The organism is Pseudomonas sp., assembly GCF_035497915.1.
In the GTDB taxonomy this organism is placed as follows: Bacteria; Pseudomonadota; Gammaproteobacteria; order Pseudomonadales; family Pseudomonadaceae; genus Serpens.
This window is the reverse complement of sequence record NZ_DATJCS010000039.1, coordinates 157,890-178,641: the sequence shown is the minus strand read 5'-3', so window position 1 is coordinate 178,641 and position 20,752 is coordinate 157,890. Positions and strand designations below refer to the sequence as shown.

14 protein-coding genes and 1 tRNA gene are annotated in these 20,752 nt (G+C 65.5%); all 15 read left to right on the top strand.

All coding sequences use genetic code 11. The features are described 5' to 3' along the window. Positions 1 to 9: 9 nt before the first annotated feature. The gene (locus tag VL129_RS12720; protein WP_325413237.1) at positions 10 to 705 is read left to right on the top strand and encodes an ABC transporter permease; all 696 of its coding nucleotides are present in this window, start codon (positions 10 to 12) and stop codon (positions 703 to 705) included. Next, entirely contained in the window at positions 702 to 1,391 is a 690-nt protein-coding gene (locus tag VL129_RS12715) for an ABC transporter permease (RefSeq protein ID WP_325413235.1), read from the top strand. The genes VL129_RS12720 and VL129_RS12715 overlap by 4 nt, the downstream gene beginning before the upstream one ends. Positions 1,392 to 1,439: 48 nt before the next feature. After that, positions 1,440 to 2,663, top strand: coding sequence for a methyltransferase (locus VL129_RS12710; RefSeq protein ID WP_325413233.1), 1,224 nt, complete (start codon positions 1,440 to 1,442; stop codon positions 2,661 to 2,663). 254 nt (positions 2,664 to 2,917) lie between these two features. After that, positions 2,918 to 2,993, top strand: a tRNA-Thr gene (locus tag VL129_RS12705). 134 nt (positions 2,994 to 3,127) lie between these two features. After that, the gene (locus tag VL129_RS12700) at positions 3,128 to 5,623 is read left to right on the top strand and encodes a type I restriction-modification system subunit M (RefSeq protein ID WP_325413231.1); all 2,496 of its coding nucleotides are present in this window, start codon (positions 3,128 to 3,130) and stop codon (positions 5,621 to 5,623) included. Further along, complete coding sequence (locus VL129_RS12695) at positions 5,616 to 6,896, top strand: restriction endonuclease subunit S (RefSeq protein ID WP_325413230.1); 1,281 nt, start codon at positions 5,616 to 5,618, stop codon at positions 6,894 to 6,896. The genes VL129_RS12700 and VL129_RS12695 overlap by 8 nt, the downstream gene beginning before the upstream one ends. 1 nt (position 6,897) lies before the next feature. Further along, the gene (locus VL129_RS12690) at positions 6,898 to 8,559 is read left to right on the top strand and encodes an ATP-binding protein (RefSeq protein WP_325413228.1); all 1,662 of its coding nucleotides are present in this window, start codon (positions 6,898 to 6,900) and stop codon (positions 8,557 to 8,559) included. Positions 8,560 to 8,721: 162 nt separating this feature from the next. Then, entirely contained in the window at positions 8,722 to 12,051 is a 3,330-nt protein-coding gene (locus VL129_RS12685) for a type I restriction endonuclease subunit R (protein WP_325413226.1), read from the top strand. After that, the gene (locus tag VL129_RS12680) at positions 12,048 to 12,749 is read left to right on the top strand and encodes a M48 family metallopeptidase (RefSeq protein WP_325413224.1); all 702 of its coding nucleotides are present in this window, start codon (positions 12,048 to 12,050) and stop codon (positions 12,747 to 12,749) included. The genes VL129_RS12685 and VL129_RS12680 overlap by 4 nt, the downstream gene beginning before the upstream one ends. A gap of 393 nt (positions 12,750 to 13,142) precedes the next feature. Further along, on the top strand, positions 13,143 to 14,654 hold the full coding sequence (locus VL129_RS12675) for a CoA-acylating methylmalonate-semialdehyde dehydrogenase (protein ID WP_325413222.1): 1,512 nt from the start codon (positions 13,143 to 13,145) through the stop codon (positions 14,652 to 14,654). A 72-nt stretch (positions 14,655 to 14,726) separates the two neighbouring features. Next, positions 14,727 to 15,623, top strand: a complete 897-nt coding sequence (gene mmsB / locus VL129_RS12670) for a 3-hydroxyisobutyrate dehydrogenase (protein ID WP_039606660.1) — start codon at positions 14,727 to 14,729, stop codon at positions 15,621 to 15,623. Continuing rightward, positions 15,620 to 16,672 (top strand): enoyl-CoA hydratase/isomerase family protein, encoded by a 1,053-nt coding sequence (locus VL129_RS12665; RefSeq protein ID WP_325413219.1) that lies wholly within the window; start codon positions 15,620 to 15,622, stop codon positions 16,670 to 16,672. Before mmsB ends, VL129_RS12665 begins: the two co-directional genes overlap by 4 nt. 15 nt (positions 16,673 to 16,687) lie before the next feature. Continuing rightward, complete coding sequence (locus tag VL129_RS12660; protein WP_325413217.1) at positions 16,688 to 17,839, top strand: acyl-CoA dehydrogenase family protein; 1,152 nt, start codon at positions 16,688 to 16,690, stop codon at positions 17,837 to 17,839. 128 nt (positions 17,840 to 17,967) lie between these two features. Further along, positions 17,968 to 19,620 (top strand): long-chain fatty acid--CoA ligase, encoded by a 1,653-nt coding sequence (locus VL129_RS12655; protein ID WP_414705199.1) that lies wholly within the window; start codon positions 17,968 to 17,970, stop codon positions 19,618 to 19,620. A 64-nt stretch (positions 19,621 to 19,684) separates the two neighbouring features. Further along, a complete protein-coding gene (locus tag VL129_RS12650; protein ID WP_325413215.1) occupies positions 19,685 to 20,752 on the top strand; it encodes a CaiB/BaiF CoA transferase family protein in 1,068 nt (355 codons plus the stop codon).

The window sequence follows — 20,752 nt, the reverse complement described above, 5'->3', positions numbered from 1 at the left end:
CCCTACCCCATGATTCCTGATCTCCACGGATTCGGCCCGGCGCTGCTGGCCGGCACGCTGATGACCATCCAGCTCGCCCTGGCCTCCCTGGCCCTGGGCCTGGTCCTCGGCCTGCTCGGTGCGCTGGCCAAGACTTCGCCGCTCAAGCCGCTGCAATGGCTGGGTGGCACCTATTCCACCCTGGTGCGCGGCGTGCCCGAGCTGCTCTGGGTGCTGCTGATCTACTACGGCACCGTGAGCCTGATGCGCGGCCTGGCCGACCTGCTCGGCATGGAAAGCCTGGAACTGTCCGCCTTCGCCGCCGGCACCATCGCCCTGGGTCTGTGCTTCGGCGCCTACGCCACAGAAGTCTTTCGCGGCGCCATCCTGGCCATCCCCAAGGGTCACCGTGAAGCCGGCCTGGCGCTGGGCATGTCCGCCCCGCGCATCCTCTGGCGACTGATCCTGCCGCAGATGTGGCGGATCGCCCTGCCCGGCCTGGGCAACCTGTTCATGATCCTGATGAAGGACACCGCGCTGGTTTCGGTGATCGGCCTGGAAGAACTGATGCGCCGCTCGCAGATCGCCGTGACCGCCAGCAAGGAGCCGTTCACCTTCTACATGGTGGCGGCCATGATCTATCTCGGCCTGACCGTCGTCGCGATGATCGGCCTGCATTTCCTTGAGCGGCGCGCCAGCCGCGGCTTCGTGAGGAGCGCGGCATGAACTGGGATGTGATCGTTCAATACCTGCCGCGCCTGCTCGACGGCGCCGTGCTGACCCTGCAGCTGGTAGCCATTTCCGTGCTGGCCGGGCTGATCCTCGCCCTGCCGATGGGCGTCGCCCGCGCCTCGCAGAACCTCTACGTGCGCGCCCTGCCCTACGCCTACATCTTCTTCTTCCGCGGCACCCCGCTGCTGGTGCAGCTGTTCCTCGTCTACTACGGCATGGCGCAGTTCGAGGTGGTGCGCCAGAGCGCGCTGTGGCCCTACCTGCGCGACCCCTACTGGTGCGCCATCATCACCATGACGCTGCACACCGCCGCCTACATCGCCGAGATCATCCGTGGCGCCATCCAGGCGGTGCCGCCCGGCGAAGTGGAGGCGGCCCGCGCGCTGGGCATGTCGCGCACGCAGACCCTGTTGCACGTAACCCTGCCGCGCGCCATCCGCATCGGCTTGCCGGCCTACAGCAACGAAGTGATCCTGATGCTCAAGGCCAGCGCCCTGGCCAGCACCATCACCCTGGTGGAGCTCACCGGCGCGGCGCGCACCATCATCGCGCGCACCTACCTGCCGGTGGAGTTCTTCTTCGCCGCCGGGGTGATCTACCTGATCATCGCCTTCCTGCTGGTCCAGGGCTTCAAGCTGCTGGAACGCTGGCTGCGCGTGGACGCCTGCCAGGGACGCTGACACTTTTCCCATGCCCCTCGCCCGAGGGGCAGGACTTTTCGACCCATCATGCTCACCGGCCCCGACCTGCTCGCCCGCTTCCAGGCCCTGGACGACTTCCTGACCGCCCACCAGGTGCTCTGGCGCCCCAAGCCCTTCACCCACCTGCAGCTGCCCTGGGAAGCGGACCATCCGCAACTGGCCCAGTGGCTGCGCGCGCGCACGCTGGAGCAGGCCGACGCCGACCAGTCGCAGCCGGAGCGCCTGCAGGCACCGGCGCCGTTCCGGGAACTGGCCGCCACCGCCTGGGAACTGGGTCATGCGCATGAGTTGCCGGACCATCCGGGCGCGGAGCCGCCCGCGCGACTGAGCGTCGACGTGCCGGGTCGCAAGTGGCAGCAGATCCTCGCCTTCGCCTCACGCCTGCAGTTCGCCGAGCCGCCGCGCCACTGGCTGGACTGGTGCTCGGGCAAGGGCCATCTCGGCCGCCTGTTGGCCCAGGACGGCGCCGACCTGACCTGCCTGGAATACGATCCCGCGCTGGTGGAAGCCGGCGCCGCGCTCAGCCAACGCCAGCAGCTTGAGGCCCGGTATATCCAACAGGATGTGCTCGCCGCCGACGCCGCCCAGCAGCTAGCGCCCGAACACAGCCCGGTGGCCCTGCATGCCTGCGGCGACCTGCATGTGCGCCTGCTGCAACTGGCCAGCCAGCGCGGCTGCGCGCACCTGGCCGTGGCGCCCTGCTGCTACAACCGCATCGGCACCGACGAATACCAGCCGCTGTCGGCAGCGGCCCGCGATTCCCGGCTGCGGCTCAGTCGCGACGACCTAGCCCTACCCCTGTGCGAAACCGCCACCGCCGGCGCCCGGGTGCGCCGCCAGCGCGATCAGTCCATGGCGCGCCGGCTGTCCTTCGACCTGCTGCAGCGCCAGCTGCGCGGCTGCGATGACTACCTGCCCACCCCGTCGCTGCCGAGCCACTGGCTGGACAAACCCTTCGCCCAGTACTGCCGCGACCTCGCCGAACTACGCCAACTGCCCGACCCGGGCGAACAGGACTGGCTCGCCCTGGAGCACGCCGGCTGGCAACGCCTGGCCGAAGTGCGCAACCTGGAGCTACTGCGCAACCTGTTCCGCCGCCCGCTGGAGCTCTGGCTGGTCCTCGACCGGGCCCTGTTTCTGGAAGAACAGGGCTACCGGGTGCGACTGGGCCAGTTCTGCGAACACCGGCTCACGCCACGCAATCTGCTACTCCTGGCCGAGCGCAACGATGCCCACAGAATCTGTGGATAACTCTGTGAACGACATTGGGGTAAGGCCCGCAAAAGCCCGCCGCACGGGCCTCTGCCCGCGCTGATCCATTTCTGAACAGCCAGGAAATAATCAATAAAAACAATAAGTTGCGAATTCGGCCGAACGCTTCACAAAATCCCGCGCGTGCCGCGCGGATTTCATTCGCTTTGTGCATAAGGCCCGCCAGCCGTGACCCCATCGACACCACGGCGGTTTACTCGCACGCCCCGGTCGGTATAATGCCCGACGTTTTCGCCGGTATAGCTCAGCTGGTAGAGCAACTGACTTGTAATCAGTAGGTCCCGGGTTCGACTCCTGGTGCCGGCACCATCTAGATCAAAAAGGCTCACCTTCGGGTGGGCCTTTTTTGTTATGGCTTTCTGGCCTCGTTTTGGTTACAGATTGAGCTGTTTCGATGTCACCAGGACCGGCATCCGCGACGGGTGCCCACAAGGGATTCCGCAATGCCCCTCACACTGCAACAACTGGAACGCCACCTTTTCAAGGCCGCCGACATTCTGCGCGGCAAGATGGATGCCTCGGAGTTCAAGGAATACATCTTCGGCATGCTGTTTCTCAAACGCTGCTCCGACGTATTCGAAGAGCGCTATGAGCAGGTGGTTGCCGAGGAGTTGGAGGCTGGCAAGAGCAAAGCCGAGGCCTTTGTCACAGCGGAAAACCCGCGCTGGTACAAGCGCGACGGCAGCTTCTGGGTACCCAGCCAATCGCGCTTCAAACATTTGCTCAACGAAGCGCATGTCAACGTTGGCAACCTACTGAACAAAGCTCTGAGCGGAATCGAGGACAACAACGCTTCCCTGGACGGCGTTCTGGAGCATATCGACTTCACCCGCAAGGTCGGCCAGAGCAAGATTCCCGACCAGAAGCTGCGCCAGCTCATCACACATTTCAGCGAAGTACGCCTGCGTAACAGCGACTTCGAATTCCCCGATCTGCTGGGTGCGGCCTACGAGTACCTGATTGCCGAATTCGCCGACTCTGCCGGCAAAAAGGGCGGCGAGTTCTACACGCCACGCGCAGTGGTACGCCTGATGGTGCGCCTGCTCAAGCCGCGCCTCGAACACGACATCTACGACCCGTGCTGCGGCTCGGGCGGAATGCTGATTGCCGCCAAGGAATATATCGACGAGCACGGCGAGGACGGCCGCAAGGCCAACCTGTTCGGCCAGGAGTTCAACGGCACTGTCTGGTCGATTGCCAAGATGAACATGCTGCTGCACGGCATCAGCACGGCCTGGCTGGAGAACGAAGACACCCTGGCCGATCCGCGGCATATCGAGGGCGGCGAGCTGCGCCGCTTCGACCGCATCCTCACCAACCCGCCGTTCTCCATCAACTGGGGGCATACCGAGAAAAACCCAGACGGCAGCCTCGCCTGGAACCCGACGTTCCGCGAGGAGCGTTTCCGTTTCGGCGAGGTGCCGCTGGGCTCGAAGAAAGCCGATCTGATGTTCCTGCAGCACATGCTCGCAGTCACCCGCGATGAAGGCTTGGTCGCCACTGTGCTGCCCCATGGCGTGCTGTTCCGGGGCGGCGAGGAAAAGAGCATCCGCGCCGGCATTATTGAGGAAGACCTGCTCGAGGTCGTGATCGGTCTGCCGGCCAACCTGTTCTATGGCACCGGTATTCCCGCCTGCATCCTGATCCTGCGTCAGCACAAGCAGAACGGCGCCAACCGGGTCAGCGGCAAGCCGGCCGAGCGACAGGGCAAGGTGCTGTTTATCAATGCCGACCGCGAATACTTCGAGGGCCGCGCGCAGAACTTCCTGCTGCCCGAACACATCGAGAAGATCGCCACCGCCTACGACGAATTCCACTGTATCGACGGCCTGAGTGACGTGGTGGACATCGCCACCCTGCGCGACAACGACTACAACCTGAACATCCGCCGCTACGTGGACAACGCTCCGCCGCCCGAGCCGCACGATGTGCGCGCCCACCTGCTCGGCGGCGTGCCCAAATCTGAAGTGCAGGCCAAGGCCGCGCTATTCGCCGCTCACGGCCTTGATCCGCTGGACCTGTTCGAGCCCCGCGACGAGCGCTACTTAGACTTCCGCAGTGGGCTGACCCGCCGCGCCGATCTCAAGCCAGCCATCGAAGGCAACACGGGCCTGCAGCGCAAGGAAGCCTCGATACGCGCCGCCTTCGAGGCCTGGTGGAGCGAACACAGCCCGCGCATCACCGCCCTGGCCGGGCAAATGGATAACAGCGCCGCGCTGGTCAACCTGCGCGGCGAGCTGCTGGCCAGCTTCAGCCAGACCCTGGAGCGCATCGGGCTACTCGATCCCTTCCAGGTGCGCGGCATCGTGGCCGGCTTCTGGTACCAGAGCAAATTCGACCTCCTCGGCCTGATGGCGCGTGGCAGCCGGGGCGTAATGGATGCCTGGCGCACCAGCATCGTTACCGCCCTGGAAGACAAGGCCAGCAAACAGAGTCCGCTGGAGCACAAGCTGGTCAAGTTCCTGCTCGGCGATTTCGTCGCCGACCTGGCCGAACTGGAAGCGAAAAAGGCCGAACTGGAGAGCCAGATCAAGGCCGCTACCCCGGCCAAGGGCGAGAATGGCGAAGAGCCTGATGACGAGGCGGAAGCCAGCGACGAGGAACCCCCCATCGACGAGGCTCAACTCAAGGAATGGAAGGCCGAGCTGACCAAGGTGAAGAAGCAGCTCAAGACCAAGAAAGAAAATTTCGCCAGCCACCTGAACAAGGCCGTCGATGGCCTGGACGAGCAGCAGGCCGCCGAGTTGCTGCTGACCATCCTGCACAATGATATGCAGGCCATCTTCGAGCGTTATATCGCCGCCCAGCGCAAGCAGATCGTCGCCGCCTTCGAGAACTGGTGGGACAAGTACCGGGTGACGCTGAATGAGATCGAGCAAAAGCGCGATGCGGCGGCGGTGGCGTTGCAGGGGTTCTTGAAGGGGTTGGGGTATGTCTGAGTGGCAACAACGCAGCCTTGCCTCGCTGGGGAACTATGAGAACGGCTTTGCGTTCAATGAGCTGCATTGGTCAGAGCATGGCCTGCCAATTATCCGAATAGCTCAAATCACCGGCAGCCAAGGCATCGTTGATTGCTTTCCTGGTGTGCTACCGGAGAGTTACCGGATTGATGAAGGTGATCTGATCTTTTCGTGGAGCGGCACACTCGCGGTCGTGCGTTGGTCTGGCGGTCCAGCTTGGCTGAACCAGCATCTGTTTAAAGTTGTGCCCGCTGCCGGGATTGATCGGTCATTCCTTTTTCATGTGCTGCAAGCATCTGTTGCTGAAATGGGCAAGCGGACGCATGGCAGCACGATGAAACACATCAAGCGCGGAGAGCTTCGAGAGTTTTCCGTTGAAATACCAGGCAATGAATGTGAGCAGAGGAAGATCGCCCAAGTCCTCGACACCCTCGATACCGCCATCCGCGAAACCGAGGCGCTGATCGACAAGCTCAAGGCCGTCAAGCAGGGCCTGCTGCATAACCTACTCACCCGCGGCATCGACCCCAACGGCCAACTGCGCCCGCCGCAAAGCGAAACGCCACAGCTCTACAAGGAGTCGCCGTTAGGGTGGATCCCGAGGGAATGGAGCTATGGATCGCTCGGGACTTGGCTAATGGGGAAACCTAAGAACGGTTATTCGCCTCAGGAGGCCGGAGAGTGGACAGGTGTTCAAATGCTCGGATTGGGGTGCCTTACGAAGGAGGGCTTCTTTGGAGCTCAGCTCAAGCTCGCACCCGCCGGAGATAGAGGACTGGAGAAGGCATTGCTCAATGATGGTGACCTTCTCATCAGCCGAGCAAATACAAGGGACCTGGTCGGCGTTGTGGGCGTGTACCGCGATATTGGTACGCCTTGCACTTATCCGGATTTAATGATGCGGCTGATGCCGTCCGAGGAAACCAGCGCCGAGTTCCTGCAGTTAGTTTTGCAATCGAGCAAGGTGCGTCGGCAAATCCAGGGTTCTGCATCTGGAACGTCTGAAAGCATGGTGAAAATCAGCTCAGCAATCGTTACCGGCTTAAAAGTTGCCATTCCGAAACCTGATGAGCAGAGCGTAATCCTGTGTCGCTCCAAGGCACTAGATGCTCAACTGCAAAGCGAGCTGCAGGAGCTAGAGGTCCTGCGGGCGATCAAAGCCGGCCTTATGGACGACCTGCTAACCGGCCGCGTCCGCGTCACCCCGCTGCTGAAGTCTCTACAGCAGACTGCTGCACAAACGGGAGCCTGATATGCCCCAACGCCTGCCCTCCCGCGAATCTCTTACCGTCGAATTCAAAAGCGACGTAAAGAAGCTCTCCGACCGCGAGTTGATCGAGGCACTGGTCTGTCTGGCGAACGCCGAGGGCGGCGAGTTGTGGCTGGGCGTCGAGGACGACGGCACGCCCACCGGCGTGCATGCCGAACATCACCTGTTGGAAGGCCTGACCGGAATGGTGGCGGCGCGCACCTCGCCGTCGTTAAGCATTCAAGCTGAGGCGGTCGAGCTAGGCGATGTAACCGTGGCGCGCATCCGCGTGCCCAAGGCGCACGGCGAGGTGGCCACCACCAGCGGGGTCTACCTGCGCCGCCGCCTCAAGCACGATGGCACCCCGGAGTGCGTGGCCATGTTGCCCCACGAGCGGACCAGCCGCGCCTCCAGCTTCGGGCTGATCGACGTGTCGGCCCAACCGGTGGCCGGCGCCACCCTCGCCGACCTCGACCCGCTGGAGCGCGAGCGTCTGCGTCAGGCCGTGCAGCAATATGGCGGCGACCGCGTGCTCTTGGAGCTCGACGACGAAGCCCTGGACGGCGCGCTGCTGCTGACCGCCCGCCAGCCGGACGGCTCGCGGGTACCGACCCTCACCGGCCTGCTGCTGGTCGGCCGGGAAACCTCGCTGCGCCAACTGGTGCCCACCCACGAATTCGCCTTCCAGGTCATGGCTCAGCAGGCGGTGCGTTTCAACGAGTTCCGCCGCTTCCCGCTGCTCAAGGCGCTGGACTGGCTGGAAACCAACTTCCGGCCCTACAACCCGGAAGAAGAGCTGCAGGTCGGGCTGTTCCGCGTGCCGGTGCCCAAGGTGGACATGGGCGCGTTCCGCGAAGCGGTGGCCAATGCGCTGGTTCACCGTGACTATCACGGCCGTGGCGCGGTGCATGTGCGCCTGGAGGACGATGCCCTGGTGGTCAGCAACCCCGGCGGGCTGGTCGATGGCGTGACCCTGGACAACCTGCTGGTCACCGAGCCGCGCCCGCGCAACCCGGCGCTGGCCGATGCCATGAAGCGCATCGGCGTGGTCGAACGCTCCGGTCGCGGCGTGGATAAGATCTTTCGCGGCATGCTCAAGTTCGGCCGGCCCGCACCGGACTATGGCAACACCACCACACAGAGCGTGGTGCTGCGCCTGCCCACCACCGAGGCCGATCTGGAGTTCCGCCGCCTGGTGGTCGAGCACGAACGCGCCCACAACGCCGAACTGCCGATCGACAGCCTGATTGCGCTGGCCGCCCTGCGCGCGACCAAGCGGGTCACTGCGGATGAGCTGGCGGTACAGATCCAGCGCGACACCACCAGTGCCAAGCGCACCCTGGAAGCCCTGACCGAGGCGGGCCTGGTGGAAGCGCACGGCGCCACGCGAGCACGCAGCTACACCCTGTCAGCCAGCCTGTACCAGGCCGTGGGCGATAAGGCTGCCTACACCCGACAAGCCGGATTCAGCCCCATCCAGCACGAGCAGATGGTGTTGAGCTACGTGCAGCAGCATGGACAGATCAAGCGGGCGGAGGTCATGGACCTGTGCCGGCTTACCGAGGATCAAGCCTGGCAACTGCTCAAGCGCTTGGTGTCGGCTGAAAAGCTGGTCAAGCACGGCGAGCGGCGGTGGAGCTTCTATACCCTGCCAGGAACGGATTGATACACGGCGCTATGCGTTTCTATACGGATCTATACGTTTGCGTATACGCATAGAAGGACACGAGGCCGCATGAGACATGGGTAGCGGCGAGTGAGCCTTCGACGCCGCATAGAATGTTATGGGGTGATTGCCCCATACAGGTCGGATTAAAAGGAGTGGCCTGTGGGCTGGGAACTGGAAGATGTCGAGAAACCCTTTGTCGTTCAATTGCAGGGGCTGGGCTGGACGCCTGTGGAGGGAAGTCTCGACGACCCGGCACTGACCGAGCGCAAGAGCTTCGCCGAGGTGCTACAGGAGTCGGTACTGCGCGAGCGGCTACGCGCCATCAATCTGCGCGATGGCCAACCCTGGCTGGACGAGGAGCGCCTTTGCGAGGCGGTCGCGGCCATCACTCGATTGGGTGCCGCCAAGCTCATGGAAGCCAACCAGAAGGCCACGGAACTGCTGCTCAAAGGCATTACCGTCGATGGCCTGCCGGGTTGGGATGGCGGGCGTGGGCAGACCATTCAGTACATCGACTGGGATACGCCGACCAATAACCGCTTCACGGTAATCAATCAGTACCGGCTGGACTGCCCGCCCGGCTATGACAGCGGCAAGAAATTCATCGTCCCCGATCTGGTGTTGCTGGTGAACGGCATCCCGCTGGTGGTGGTGGAGTGCAAGAGCCCATCCATCCCCGAGCCACTGGCCGAAGCGGTGGACCAGCTGCGTCGCTACAGCAATCAGCGCAAGGCGGTCTTCGAAGTCGAGGAGAACGAGGGCAACGAGGCGCTGTTTGCCAGCGTTCAACTGTTGATCGCCACCAGCTACGACGAGGCGCGGGTGGGCTGCATCGGCGCCGGCTTCGCCCATTTCGCCCAATGGAAGACGGTGGTCGGTCCGGATGGCAACGGCAGCGAGCAAGGCGTCGCGGCGGCGCTGGGTAAGGCGACGCTGTCTGAACAGGAGCGACTGGTGGCGGGCATGTTGGCGCCGGCCCATCTGCTCGATCTGATGCGCCATTTCATGCTGTTCATGCAGGTGGGCGGGCAGACCATCAAGACGGTTTGCCGTTACCAGCAATACCGCGCGGTGAACCATGCGATTGCGCGCCTCAAGCGCGGCCAGACCCGCGCGGAGCACGGCGAGAGCGATCAGCGCGGCGGCATCATCTGGCACACCCAGGGCTCGGGCAAGAGCCTGACCATGGTGTTTCTGGTGCGCAAGATGCGCACCAACGAGCAACTGCGGCGCTTCAAAGTGATCGTGATCACCGACCGCAAGGATCTGCAGAACCAGTTGGCCGCCACGGCAACCTTGAGCGGTGAACTGCCGGAGGTGGCCTCCAACATCGAGGGTGTGAAGGCTCTGGCCCGACGCAAGGGGCCTGGGCTGGTGTTCGCCACCATTCAGAAATACCGCAATCCGGAGCTGGACGACGAGGCGTCGGTCGCACCGGATTCGGCAGGCGCCGCCACGCCAGCCAAGGCGGCGGAAAAGCGCGCGCCTTACCAGGCAAGCAAGCCATGCGAAGTGCTCAACGACGATGAGAGCATTCTGGTGCTGGTGGACGAGGCACACCGCACCCAGGCCGGCGACCTGCACGCCAACCTGCAGGCCGGTCTGCCCAATTGCGCGCGCATCGGTTTTACCGGCACGCCGATCATCATGGGCGAGAAGAAGCGCACCCATGAGATCTTCGGTGCCTTTATCGACAAGTACACCATCAAGGAAGCCGAGGCCGACGGCGCCACGGTGCCGGTGCTCTACGAGGGGCGCACGGCAAACGGCGCGGTGAAGGACGGCGCCAGCTTGGACGAGCTGTTCGAGGACCTGTTCCGCGAATACAGCGAGGAAGAGCTGGAGCTGATCAAAAAGAAGTACGCCACCAAGGGCCATATCTTCGAGGCGCCGGCGCTGATCGCCGACAAGGCGCGCGACCTTCTGCGTCATTACGTCACCAACATCCTGCCCAACGGCTACAAGGCCCAGGTGGTGGCGTACAGCCGGATCGCGGCCATTCGTTATTTCCATGCGCTGCAGGTTGCCCGCGACGAGCTGCTGGCCGAGGCCGACGCCCTGTCGGCAACGGACAAGGGACTCGACGATGAGGCGCTGTGCCAGCGCTCGCCCCAGGTACAGGCGCGGGTGCAGGCCTGGCGGTACCGCGACACGCTGCGCACGCTGGAGTTCGCGCCGATCATTTCCGGGGCCAACAACGATCCGTCCGAATGGAAAGCCTGGACGGATGGATCGAAGCACGAACAGCTGATCAAGCGCTTCAAGAAGCCCCTACATCATGAGCAGCCGGGCAAGGCCGACCCACTGGCCTTCCTGATCGTCAAATCCATGTTGCTGACCGGCTTCGATGCGCCCATCGAAGGGGTGATGTATCTCGACCGACCGATCAAGGAGGCCGAGCTGTTACAGGCCATCGCACGGGTCAACCGTACTGGCTTCGGCAAGCGCTGTGGCATCGTGGTCGACTACTACGGGGTCGCCAATCACTTACAGGAAGCCCTGGCCGCCTATGCCGACGAGGATATCGAGGGCGCGCTGAGCAACATCAAGGACGAGGTGCCGGTGCTGCGTGATCGCCATCTGCGTGTTGTGGATGTGCTGCGCCGCCAGGGCGTCGAATCGCTGGAAGGCATTGAGGCCTGCGTTATCGCGCTGGCCAGCGAGAAAGTGCGCGCCGAATTCACGGTCAAGCTCAAGGCCTTTCTGGATTCACTGGATACTGTGCTGCCGCGCCCCGAGGGCTTGCCCTTCGTTAAAGATGCCAAGCGCCTGGCTTATATCCATGCGCGGGCGCGGGGGCGCTACAAGGACCTGCCGCAACTGGGCAAGGATGTCGGCGCCAAGGTGCGCAAGCTGATCGATGACCACGTCATCTCGTTGGGCATTGACCCGAAGATTCCGCCAATTCAGCTCACCGATGCGGATTTCGAGAAGCAGCTGGCTCGCAACGCGAACGACCGCGCCAAGGCCTCCGAGATGGAGCACGCCATTCGCTCGCACATACGCAAGCATGTCGACGAGGACCCGGTGCGCTTCCGCAAGCTGTCCGAGCGTCTAAACGAACTGCTGAAATCCCTGGGCGAACAATGGGATCAGCTCGTCGAACAGCTCCAGAAAATCATTGATGAGTTGCGCAGTGGCCAGCCAAGCGACGACAACGCTGCCTTGGATTTGCCCGAGCACTACGCCCCCTTCCTGCGTACCTTGCTGGATGTGGTGTGCGCCGAGCGCGACCCGCAACCGGCCGAGCTATTGCGCCTTAAGGATGCGACGGTGGAATTGGTGGACATGCTGGTCATCGAACTGCAGAGCCATCGCGATATCTGGAGCCCGCGCAAGCGGGCCGCCCAGGACGAGCTGGGCGGGCAGCTGTTCGATCACCTGATGCGCTTACGACCGCCGCTGGTGGACGCCGATACGGCGGGCGTGCTGGCTGACCGGCTGATCGATCAGGCCAGGGCCAGTCATGAGAGATTGATGCAGGTATGAGTGATCAAATGCTGATCGTGGACGATCTGCAGCTCACACTGCGCCGCAGCGCGCGGCGCAAGACGATGCAGATCACCGTCGAGCGCGATGGCGGCCTGATGCTGTCGGCCCCTCCCGAGCTGGCAGAGGAAAAGCTGCGTCAGTTCGTGCAGGAGAAGAGCTTCTGGATCTACTCGCGACTGGCTGAAAAGGAGCGGCTGCAGCGCGCCATCCCGGCCAAGGAGTATGTGGACGGCGAGGGTTTTCTTTACCTGGGACGCAGCTACCGATTGAAGCTGGTGGATGAGCAGGCTGTGCCGCTGAAACTATCGGCTGGGCGTTTCAACCTGCTACGCAGCGAGCAGTTTCGTGCCCGCGAGCATTTCATCCGCTGGTATAGCGACCATGCCCGTGATTGGCTGACATTGCGCGTGAAGAGCTATCAGGGCCGCATGGACCTGGCACCCACCGCCGTGCGGGTCCAGGACCTCGGCTACCGTTGGGGCTCCTGTGGCAAGGGTGCGCAGCTGTACTTCCACTGGAAGACCATCCTGTTACCCAAGCACATCGCCGAATACGTGGTGGTGCATGAGATGACGCACCTGCACGAGCCGCACCATACGCCCGAGTTCTGGCTGCGCCTGGAGCGCGCCATGCCCGACTATGAGCAGCGCAAGAACTGGCTGGCCGAGCATGGGATTGAAGTGGAGGGGGTTTGATAGATAGCGCCGCCCACCATACGTCAGCCCGCCATCGCCTCCGCAGGGTTCCTCTGCTCCGGTTAGTTGGAGCGAATTCACCTAGACGGTGCCCAGCGGCACGGGCACGACACTAAAGCTGACCTGTGCGGCCACGGCGTCCGCCAGGCCCGGCAGGTGCAGCAAGAAATCCTTGGCGATCCGGATGGTGTGGCAGCGCCATCCTGGTGACTGAGTACGTACTACTCCATCCTCCCCCCTCGCCACACGCCTGGCTCCCCCGCGATTTCAGTCCCCGTGCATTTCCGCACACCCCCTATGCACCAACCCACATTGATGTCGGCAATTCTGCACCCTAGGATCAAGTCAAAGGCTCATACCCATCCCATGACAAAATCTTCAGGACGGACAGCCATGCCCCAGCCCAGTGTCACTCCAACCGTCAAACTCCTGATCGGCGGCAAGCTGGTCGAGTCGTCCACCAGCCACTGGCGCGATGTCGTCAATCCGGCCACGCAGGAAGTGCTGGCGCGGGTGCCGTTCGCCACCGAGGCGGAGATGAACGCGGCGGTCGCCAGCGCCAAGGAAGCCTTCAAGACCTGGCGCAAGACGCCGATCGGCGCGCGGGCGCGGATCTTCCTCAAGTACCAGCAGCTGATCCGCGAGCACATGCAGGAGCTGGCGGCGATCCTCACCGCCGAGCAGGGCAAGACCCTGCCGGACGCCGAGGGCGATGTGTTCCGCGGCCTGGAGGTGGTCGAGCATGCCGCCGGCATCGGCAACCTGCAGTTGGGCGAGCTGGCCAACAACGTGGCCAGCGGTGTGGATACCTATACCCTGCAGCAGCCGCTCGGCGTGTGCGCCGGCATCACGCCGTTCAACTTCCCGGCGATGATTCCGCTGTGGATGTTTCCGATGGCCATCGCCACCGGCAACACCTTCGTGCTCAAGCCGTCCGAGCAGGACCCGATGGTCACCATGCGCCTCGCCGAGCTGGCCCTGGAGGCCGGCGTGCCGCCGGGCGTGCTCAACGTCATCCACGGCGGCGCCGACGCGGTGAACCTGATCTGCGATCACCCGGATATCAAGGCCGTCTCGTTCGTCGGCTCGACCAAGGTCGGCACCCACGTCTACAACCGCGCCAGCCAGGCCGGCAAGCGCGTGCAGTGCATGATGGGCGCGAAGAACCACGGCATCGTGCTGCCCGACGCGCACAAGGAGCAGACGCTCAACAACCTGGTCGGCGCCGCCTTCGGCGCGGCCGGCCAGCGCTGCATGGCGCTGTCGGTGGTGATCCTGGTCGGCGAGGCGCAGGACTGGCTGCCGGATCTGGTGGCCAAGGCCAGGACCCTGAAGGTGAATGCCGGTGTCGAGGGCGGCACCGACGTCGGCCCGGTGGTGTCCCGCGCGGCGCTGGAGCGCATCGGCGCGCTGATCGAGCGTGGCATCGGCGAAGGCGCCGAACTGGTGCTGGATGGCCGCCAGCCGCAGGTCGCCGGCTATCCCCAGGGCAACTTCGTCGCGCCAACGATCTTCTCCGGGGTCACCGCCGCGATGGACATCTACCGCGAGGAGATCTTCGGCCCGGTGCTCTGCGTGATGCAGGCCGCCAGCCTCGATGAGGCCATCGCACTGGTCAACGCCAACCCCAACGGCAACGGCACGGCGCTGTTCACCCGCTCCGGCGCGGCGGCGCGGCACTTCCAGGAAGAGATCGACGTCGGCCAGGTCGGCATCAACGTGCCGATCCCGGTGCCGGCGCCGATGTTCTCCTTCAGCGGCTCGCGCGCCTCCAAGCTCGGCGACCTCGGGCCCTACGGCAAGCAGGCGGTGCAGTTCTACACGCAGACCAAGACCGTGACCCAGCGCTGGTTCGACGAGAACGAAGTCGGCGGCGCGGTGAACACCACCATCACGCTGAAATGACCGCCGGCGGCGCCCCGCCTTTGTGCGCCGGCGTCGCTGCACTCGCCGCCAATAACAACAAGGAACACGGCCATGCATATCGGTTTTCTCGGACTCGGCAACATGGGCGGGCCGATGGCTCGCAATCTGCTCAAGGCCGGCCACCGGCTCAGCGTCTACGACCCTTCCGCCACGGCGGTCGCCGGGTTGGCGGAAGCCGGCGCGCAGCCGGCCGACTCCCCCGCCGCCGTCGCCCGGGCGGGCGTCGAGGCGATCATCACGATGCTGCCGGCCGCCGCGCAGGTACGGCAGGTCTACCTCGGCGATGACGGGCTGCTGGCCCATGTACCGGCCGGCGTGCTGCTGATCGACTCGTCCACCATCGACCCGATGAGCGCCCGCGAGGTGGCTGCCGCCGCCGCCCGCAACGGCAATCCGATGGTCGATGCGCCGGTGTCCGGCGGCACCGTCGGCGCCGCGGCCGCCACCCTGACCTTCATGGTCGGCGGCAGCGAGGCGCAGTTCCAGCAGGCCCAGCCGATCCTCTCGGCGATGGGCAGGAACATCGTGCACTGCGGCGCCAGCGGCAACGGCCAGGTGGCCAAGGTCGCCAACAACATGCTGCTGGGCATCTCGATGATCGGCGTCGCCGAGGCCATGTCGCTGGGCGTGGCGCTGGGCATGGACGCCAAGGTGCTGGCCGGGGTGATCAATTCCTCCAGCGGCCGCTGCTGGAGCTCGGAGGTCAACAACCCGTTCCCCGGCGTGCTGGAGAACGGCCCGGCGTCGCGCGGCTACAGCGGCGGCTTCGGCACCGACCTGATGCTCAAGGACCTCGGCCTGGCCAGCGAGGCGGCCAAGCAGGTGCGCCAGCCGGTGATCCTCGGCGCGCTCGCCCAGCAGCTCTACCAGGCCAGCAGCCTGCGCGGCCAGGGGGCGCTGGACTTCTCGGCGATCATCCGCCTGTACCGCCCGGAGGACGCGACATGAGCCAGGACGCTCCGGTACTCGTCGAGCTGCGCAACCGCGTCGGCTATCTGACCCTCAACCGCCCCGCCGGGCTGAACGCGCTGACGCTGCCAATGGTGCGCATCCTGCATCGCCAGCTGCAAGCCTGGGCGGACGATCCGCAGGTGGTCGCGGTGGTGCTGCGCGGCGCGGGGGAGAAGGCCTTCTGCGCCGGCGGCGACATCCGCTCGCTGTACGACAGCTACCGCAATGGCGAACGCCTGCACCGCGACTTCTTCGTCGAGGAGTACGCGCTGGACCAGTACATCCACGCCTACACCAAGCCGCTGCTGGCGCTGATGCACGGCTTCGTGCTCGGCGGCGGCATGGGGCTGGTGCAGGGCGCGGCGCTGCGGGTGATCAGCGAGCGCACGCGCATGGGCATGCCGGAAGTCGCCATCGGCTACTTCCCGGATGTCGGCGCCAGCTACTTCCTGTCGCGCCTGCGTGGCAACCTCGGCATCTACCTGGGCGTGACCGGCAACCAGGTCGACTGCGCCGATGCGCTGTACGCCGGGCTCGCCGATTACTGCCTGCCCGAGGCGCGCTTCGCCGAACTGGAGCGGCGCCTGGACGAGCAGGACTGGAGCACGCCGGCCAGCCTGGTGCTGACCGCCCTGCTCGCCGAGCTGGGCAGCCGGGAGCTGCCGGAACCCTCGTTCCGCGCGCTGTTGCCGGCCATCGAGCAGCACTTCGCCCACGACAGCATCGCCGCCATCCGCGCATCCCTGGCGAGCGAAAGCCGTGACGCCTACCGTGACTGGGCGGCGCAAACCCTGCAGGTGATCGACAGCCGTTCGCCGCTGGCCGTCAGCGTCACCCTGGAAATGCTCCGGCGCGGTCGCGCGCTGTCGCTGGCCGAGTGCTTTCGCCTGGAGTTGCAGTTGGGCCGCCAGTGGTTCGACCGGGGCGACATCATCGAAGGCATCCGCGCGCTGATTGTCGACAAGGACAAGAACCCGAACTGGAACCCGCCGACACTGGCCGAGGTGACCCCACAACGCATTGCCGCTTTTTTTGCCGGCGCCTGAAACGAGGATCAGCCCATGCACGACATCGAACTGACCGAAGAGCAGCGCATGATCCGCGATATGGCGCGCGAGTTCGCCCGCGCCCAGATCGCGCCGAACGCCCAGGCCTGGGAAAAGGCCGCCTGGATCGACGACGCCACGGTGGCCAAACTGGGCGAGCTGGGCCTGCTCGGCATGATCGTCCCCGAGCGCTGGGGCGGCAGTTATATCGACTACGTCGCCTACGCCCTGGCGGTGGAGGAAATCTCCGCCGGCGACGGCGCCCTGGGCACGCTGATGTCCGTCCACAGCTCGGTGGGCTGCGGCCCCATCCTCAACTACGGCACGCCCGAGCAGCAGGACACCTGGCTGCCGGAGCTGGCCAGCGGTCGCGCCATCGGCTGCTTCGCCCTCACCGAGCCGCAGGCCGGCTCCGAAGCCCACAACCTGCGCACCCGCGCGGTGCTGGACAACGACGACTGGGTACTCAACGGCACCAAGCAGTTCGTCAGCAACGGCAAGCGCGCGAAGATCGCCGTCGTGTTTGCCGTCACCGATCCGCAGCTGGGCAAGAAGGGCCTGTCGGCCTTCCTGGTGCCCACCGACACGCCCGGCTTCATCGTCGACCGCACCGAGCACAAGATGGGCATCCGCGCCTCCGACACCTGCGGCGTGACGTTGCGCGACTGCCGGGTGCCGGCCGCCAACCTGCTCGGCCCGCGCGGCAAGGGCCTGGCCATCGCGCTGTCCAACCTGGAGGGCGGGCGCATCGGAATCGCCGCCCAGGCGCTGGGCATCGCCCGGGCCGCCTTCGAAGCGGCGCTGGTCTATGCCCGCGAGCGCATCCAGTTCGACAAGCCGATCATCGAGCACCAGAGCGTCGCCAACCTGCTGGCCGACATGCACACCCGGATCAACGCCGCGCGCCTGCTGATCCTGCACGCCGCGCGGTTGCGCAGCGCCGAACTGCCGTGCCTGTCGGAAGCCTCGCAGGCCAAGCTGTTCGCCTCGGAAATGGCCGAGTACGTCTGCTCCAAGGCCATGCAGATCCATGGCGGCTACGGCTACCTGGAGGACTACCCCGTGGAACGCTACTACCGCGATGCGCGCATCACGCAGATCTACGAGGGCACCAGCGAGATCCAGCGCCTGCTGATCGCCCGCGAGCTGCGCAACTACGGCGTCTAGGCAAGGCGCCGCTGGAGACAGGGAGGAATGACGGCTTCGATCTGCACGCGCACGGGCGGCCGGTCCGCTCCGCGTCGGCCCCGGGCATCGGGGCCGCATCCGAGACAACAACAATAAGGACGACGACGATGCTTACTGGAACGATGCAACAGACCCCGCTGATGCTCAGCGCCATCCTCACCCACGCCGCCATGGCCCACGGCGACCGGGAAATCGTCTCGCGGCTGGTCGACGAACCCCTGTGGCGCTACGACTACGCGGGCCTCGCCAGACGCGCCGGCCAGGCCGCCTCGATGCTGCACCGCATCGGCGTGCGGGCCGGCGACATGGTCTCCTCCCTGGCCTGGAACACCCACCGTCACTTCGAGCTGTTCTTCGCCGTGCCCGGCATCGGCGCCGTGCTGCACACCGCCAATCCGCGGCTGTCCGACGAGCAGATCATCTATACGCTCAACCACGCCGGCAGCGGCGTGCTGCTGTTCGACCGCAACTTCCTGGCCCTGGTCGAACGCCTGCGCCCGAAGCTGGAGCGCATCCATACCTTCATCATGCTGTCCGATGCGCAGCGCACCGAGCCGGGCACGGTCGGCGCGCTGAGCTATGAAACGCTGATCGCCGACGCGCCGCCGCTCACCGCCTGGCCGCAGTTCGACGAGAACGCCGGCGCCATTCTCTGCTACACCTCCGGCACCACCGGCCACCCGAAGGGCGTGCTCTACAGCCACCGCTCCATCGTCCTGCACGCCATGGCGGCCGGGCTCAGCGGCGCCTTCGGCTTCTCGGCGTTCGACTGCATCATGCCCTGCTCCTCGCTGTATCACGGCACCGCCTGGGGCGTGCCCTTCACCGCGGCCATCAACGGCTGCAAGTTCGTCCTGCCGTGCGACAAGATGGATGGTGCCAGCCTGCAGGAGCTGATCCAGAACGAGGGCGTGACCTTCTCCGGCGGCGTGCCGACCATCTGGACCATGTACCTGGACTACCTGGAACGCACCGGGGAAGACGCCGGCAAGCTGGAGCGCCTGGTGATCGGCGGTTCGGCGGTGCCCAGGGTCATGGCGCAGAAATTCCAGACCCGCTACGGCGTGAGCGTGCGCCAGCTGTGGGGCATGACCGAGACCAGCCCGCTGGGCGTGGTCGCCACGCCGACGCCGAAGCTCGAGGCGCTGGGCCAGGCCGCCGCCGACGAGGTGATCTGGACGCGCCAGGGGCGCCTGCAGTTCGGCATCGAGCTGAAGATCGTCGACGAGTCGGGCCGCGAACTGCCCCATGACGGCGTCAGTTCCGGCAACCTGCTGGTGCGCGGCCCCTGGACGGTGGAGCGCTACTTCCGCAGCGAAACCAGCGCGCTGGACGGGGACGGCTGGTTCAACACCGGCGACATCGCCACCCTGGACGCCAACGGCTTCATGCGCATCACCGACCGCAGCAAGGACGTGATCAAGTCCGGCGGCGAGTGGATCAGCTCCATCGACATCGAGAACATCGCCGTGGGCTGTCCGGGCGTGCGCATCGCCGCGGTGGTCGGCGTCACGCATCCCAAGTGGGAAGAGCGCCCGGTGCTGATCATCGAGCCCCACGACGGTGTGGAGATCTGCGTCACCACGGTGCTCGGCCATCTGGAGCCGCACATCGTCAAATGGTGGATGCCGGACGCGGTGATCATCGCGGCGGTGCCGCTCACCGCCACCGGCAAGATCGACAAGAAGCTGCTGCGCGACCGCTATCGCGCGTACCTGCTCGATCTGGAGACCGGTGAAACGAGCGCGGCGAGCCTGTAGCGGCGACGTGGTGGATGTGGAAAGCGACATCCACCCTACGGATAACCTGAAACCGGGAGCAGCCATGCCGGACACCCCTCGCCAAGGCCCGCTGCGCGGCCTGCGCGTACTGGAATTCGCCGGCATCGGTCCCGGCCCGCATTGCGCCATGCTGCTCGCCGACCTGGGCGCCGAGGTGCTGCGCATCGAGCGCGAAGGCGGCAACGGCTGGCCCAATCCGGTGGTCGATCGCGGTCGCAAGCGGCTGACCCTGGACATCCGCAGCGATGCCGGGCGCGAACGCTGCCTGGCGCTGGCCGAGAACGCCGATGTGCTGATCGAGGGCTTCCGCCCCGGGGTGATGGAGCGTCTCGGGCTCGGCCCGCAACCGATGCACGCGCGCAATCCGCGCCTGGTGTACGGGCGCATGACCGGCTGGGGCCAGGACGGCCCGCTGGCCCACAGCGCCGGGCATGACATCAACTACCTGGCCCTCAGCGGCGCGCTGGCCGCCATCGGCACGCCCGGCGGGCCGGCGACTCCGCCGCTCAACCTGGTCGGCGACTTCGGCGGCGGCTCGCTGTACCTGGCGTTCGGCATCCTCGCCGCACTGTGGGAACGCGAGCGTTCGGGGCAGGGTCAGGTGGTCGACGCGGCCATCGTCGATGGCGTGTCCTCGATGATGAGTTTCTTCGCCGGCCTGCTGCCCGGCGGCCGGATTTCCCTGGAGCGCGAGCGCAACCTGCTCGGCGGCGCCGCCCCGCATTACCGCTGCTACCGCTGCGCCGACGGCCGCGAGATCGCCATCGGCCCGCTGGAGCCGCAGTTCCTCGCCGAGCTGCTGCGGCGCATCGAGGCGCCGGCGGAGCTGCTCGCCGGCTGCGCCGACCCGGACAACTGGCCCGCACAGGGCCGCCAACTCGCAGACTTGTTCGCCCGCAAGACGCAGGCCGAGTGGTGCGCGCTGCTCGAAGGCAGCGACGCCTGTTTCGCCCCGGTGCTGACCCTGGCCGAAGCCGCGCGGCATCCGCACATGCGCCAGCGCGGCGTGTACCGCGACATCGACGGCGTGCTGCACGCCGCCCCGGCACCGCGCTTCTCGCGCACGCCGGGCGCGATCCGGGGCTCAGTGGCGGCGAGCGACTGGGACTGA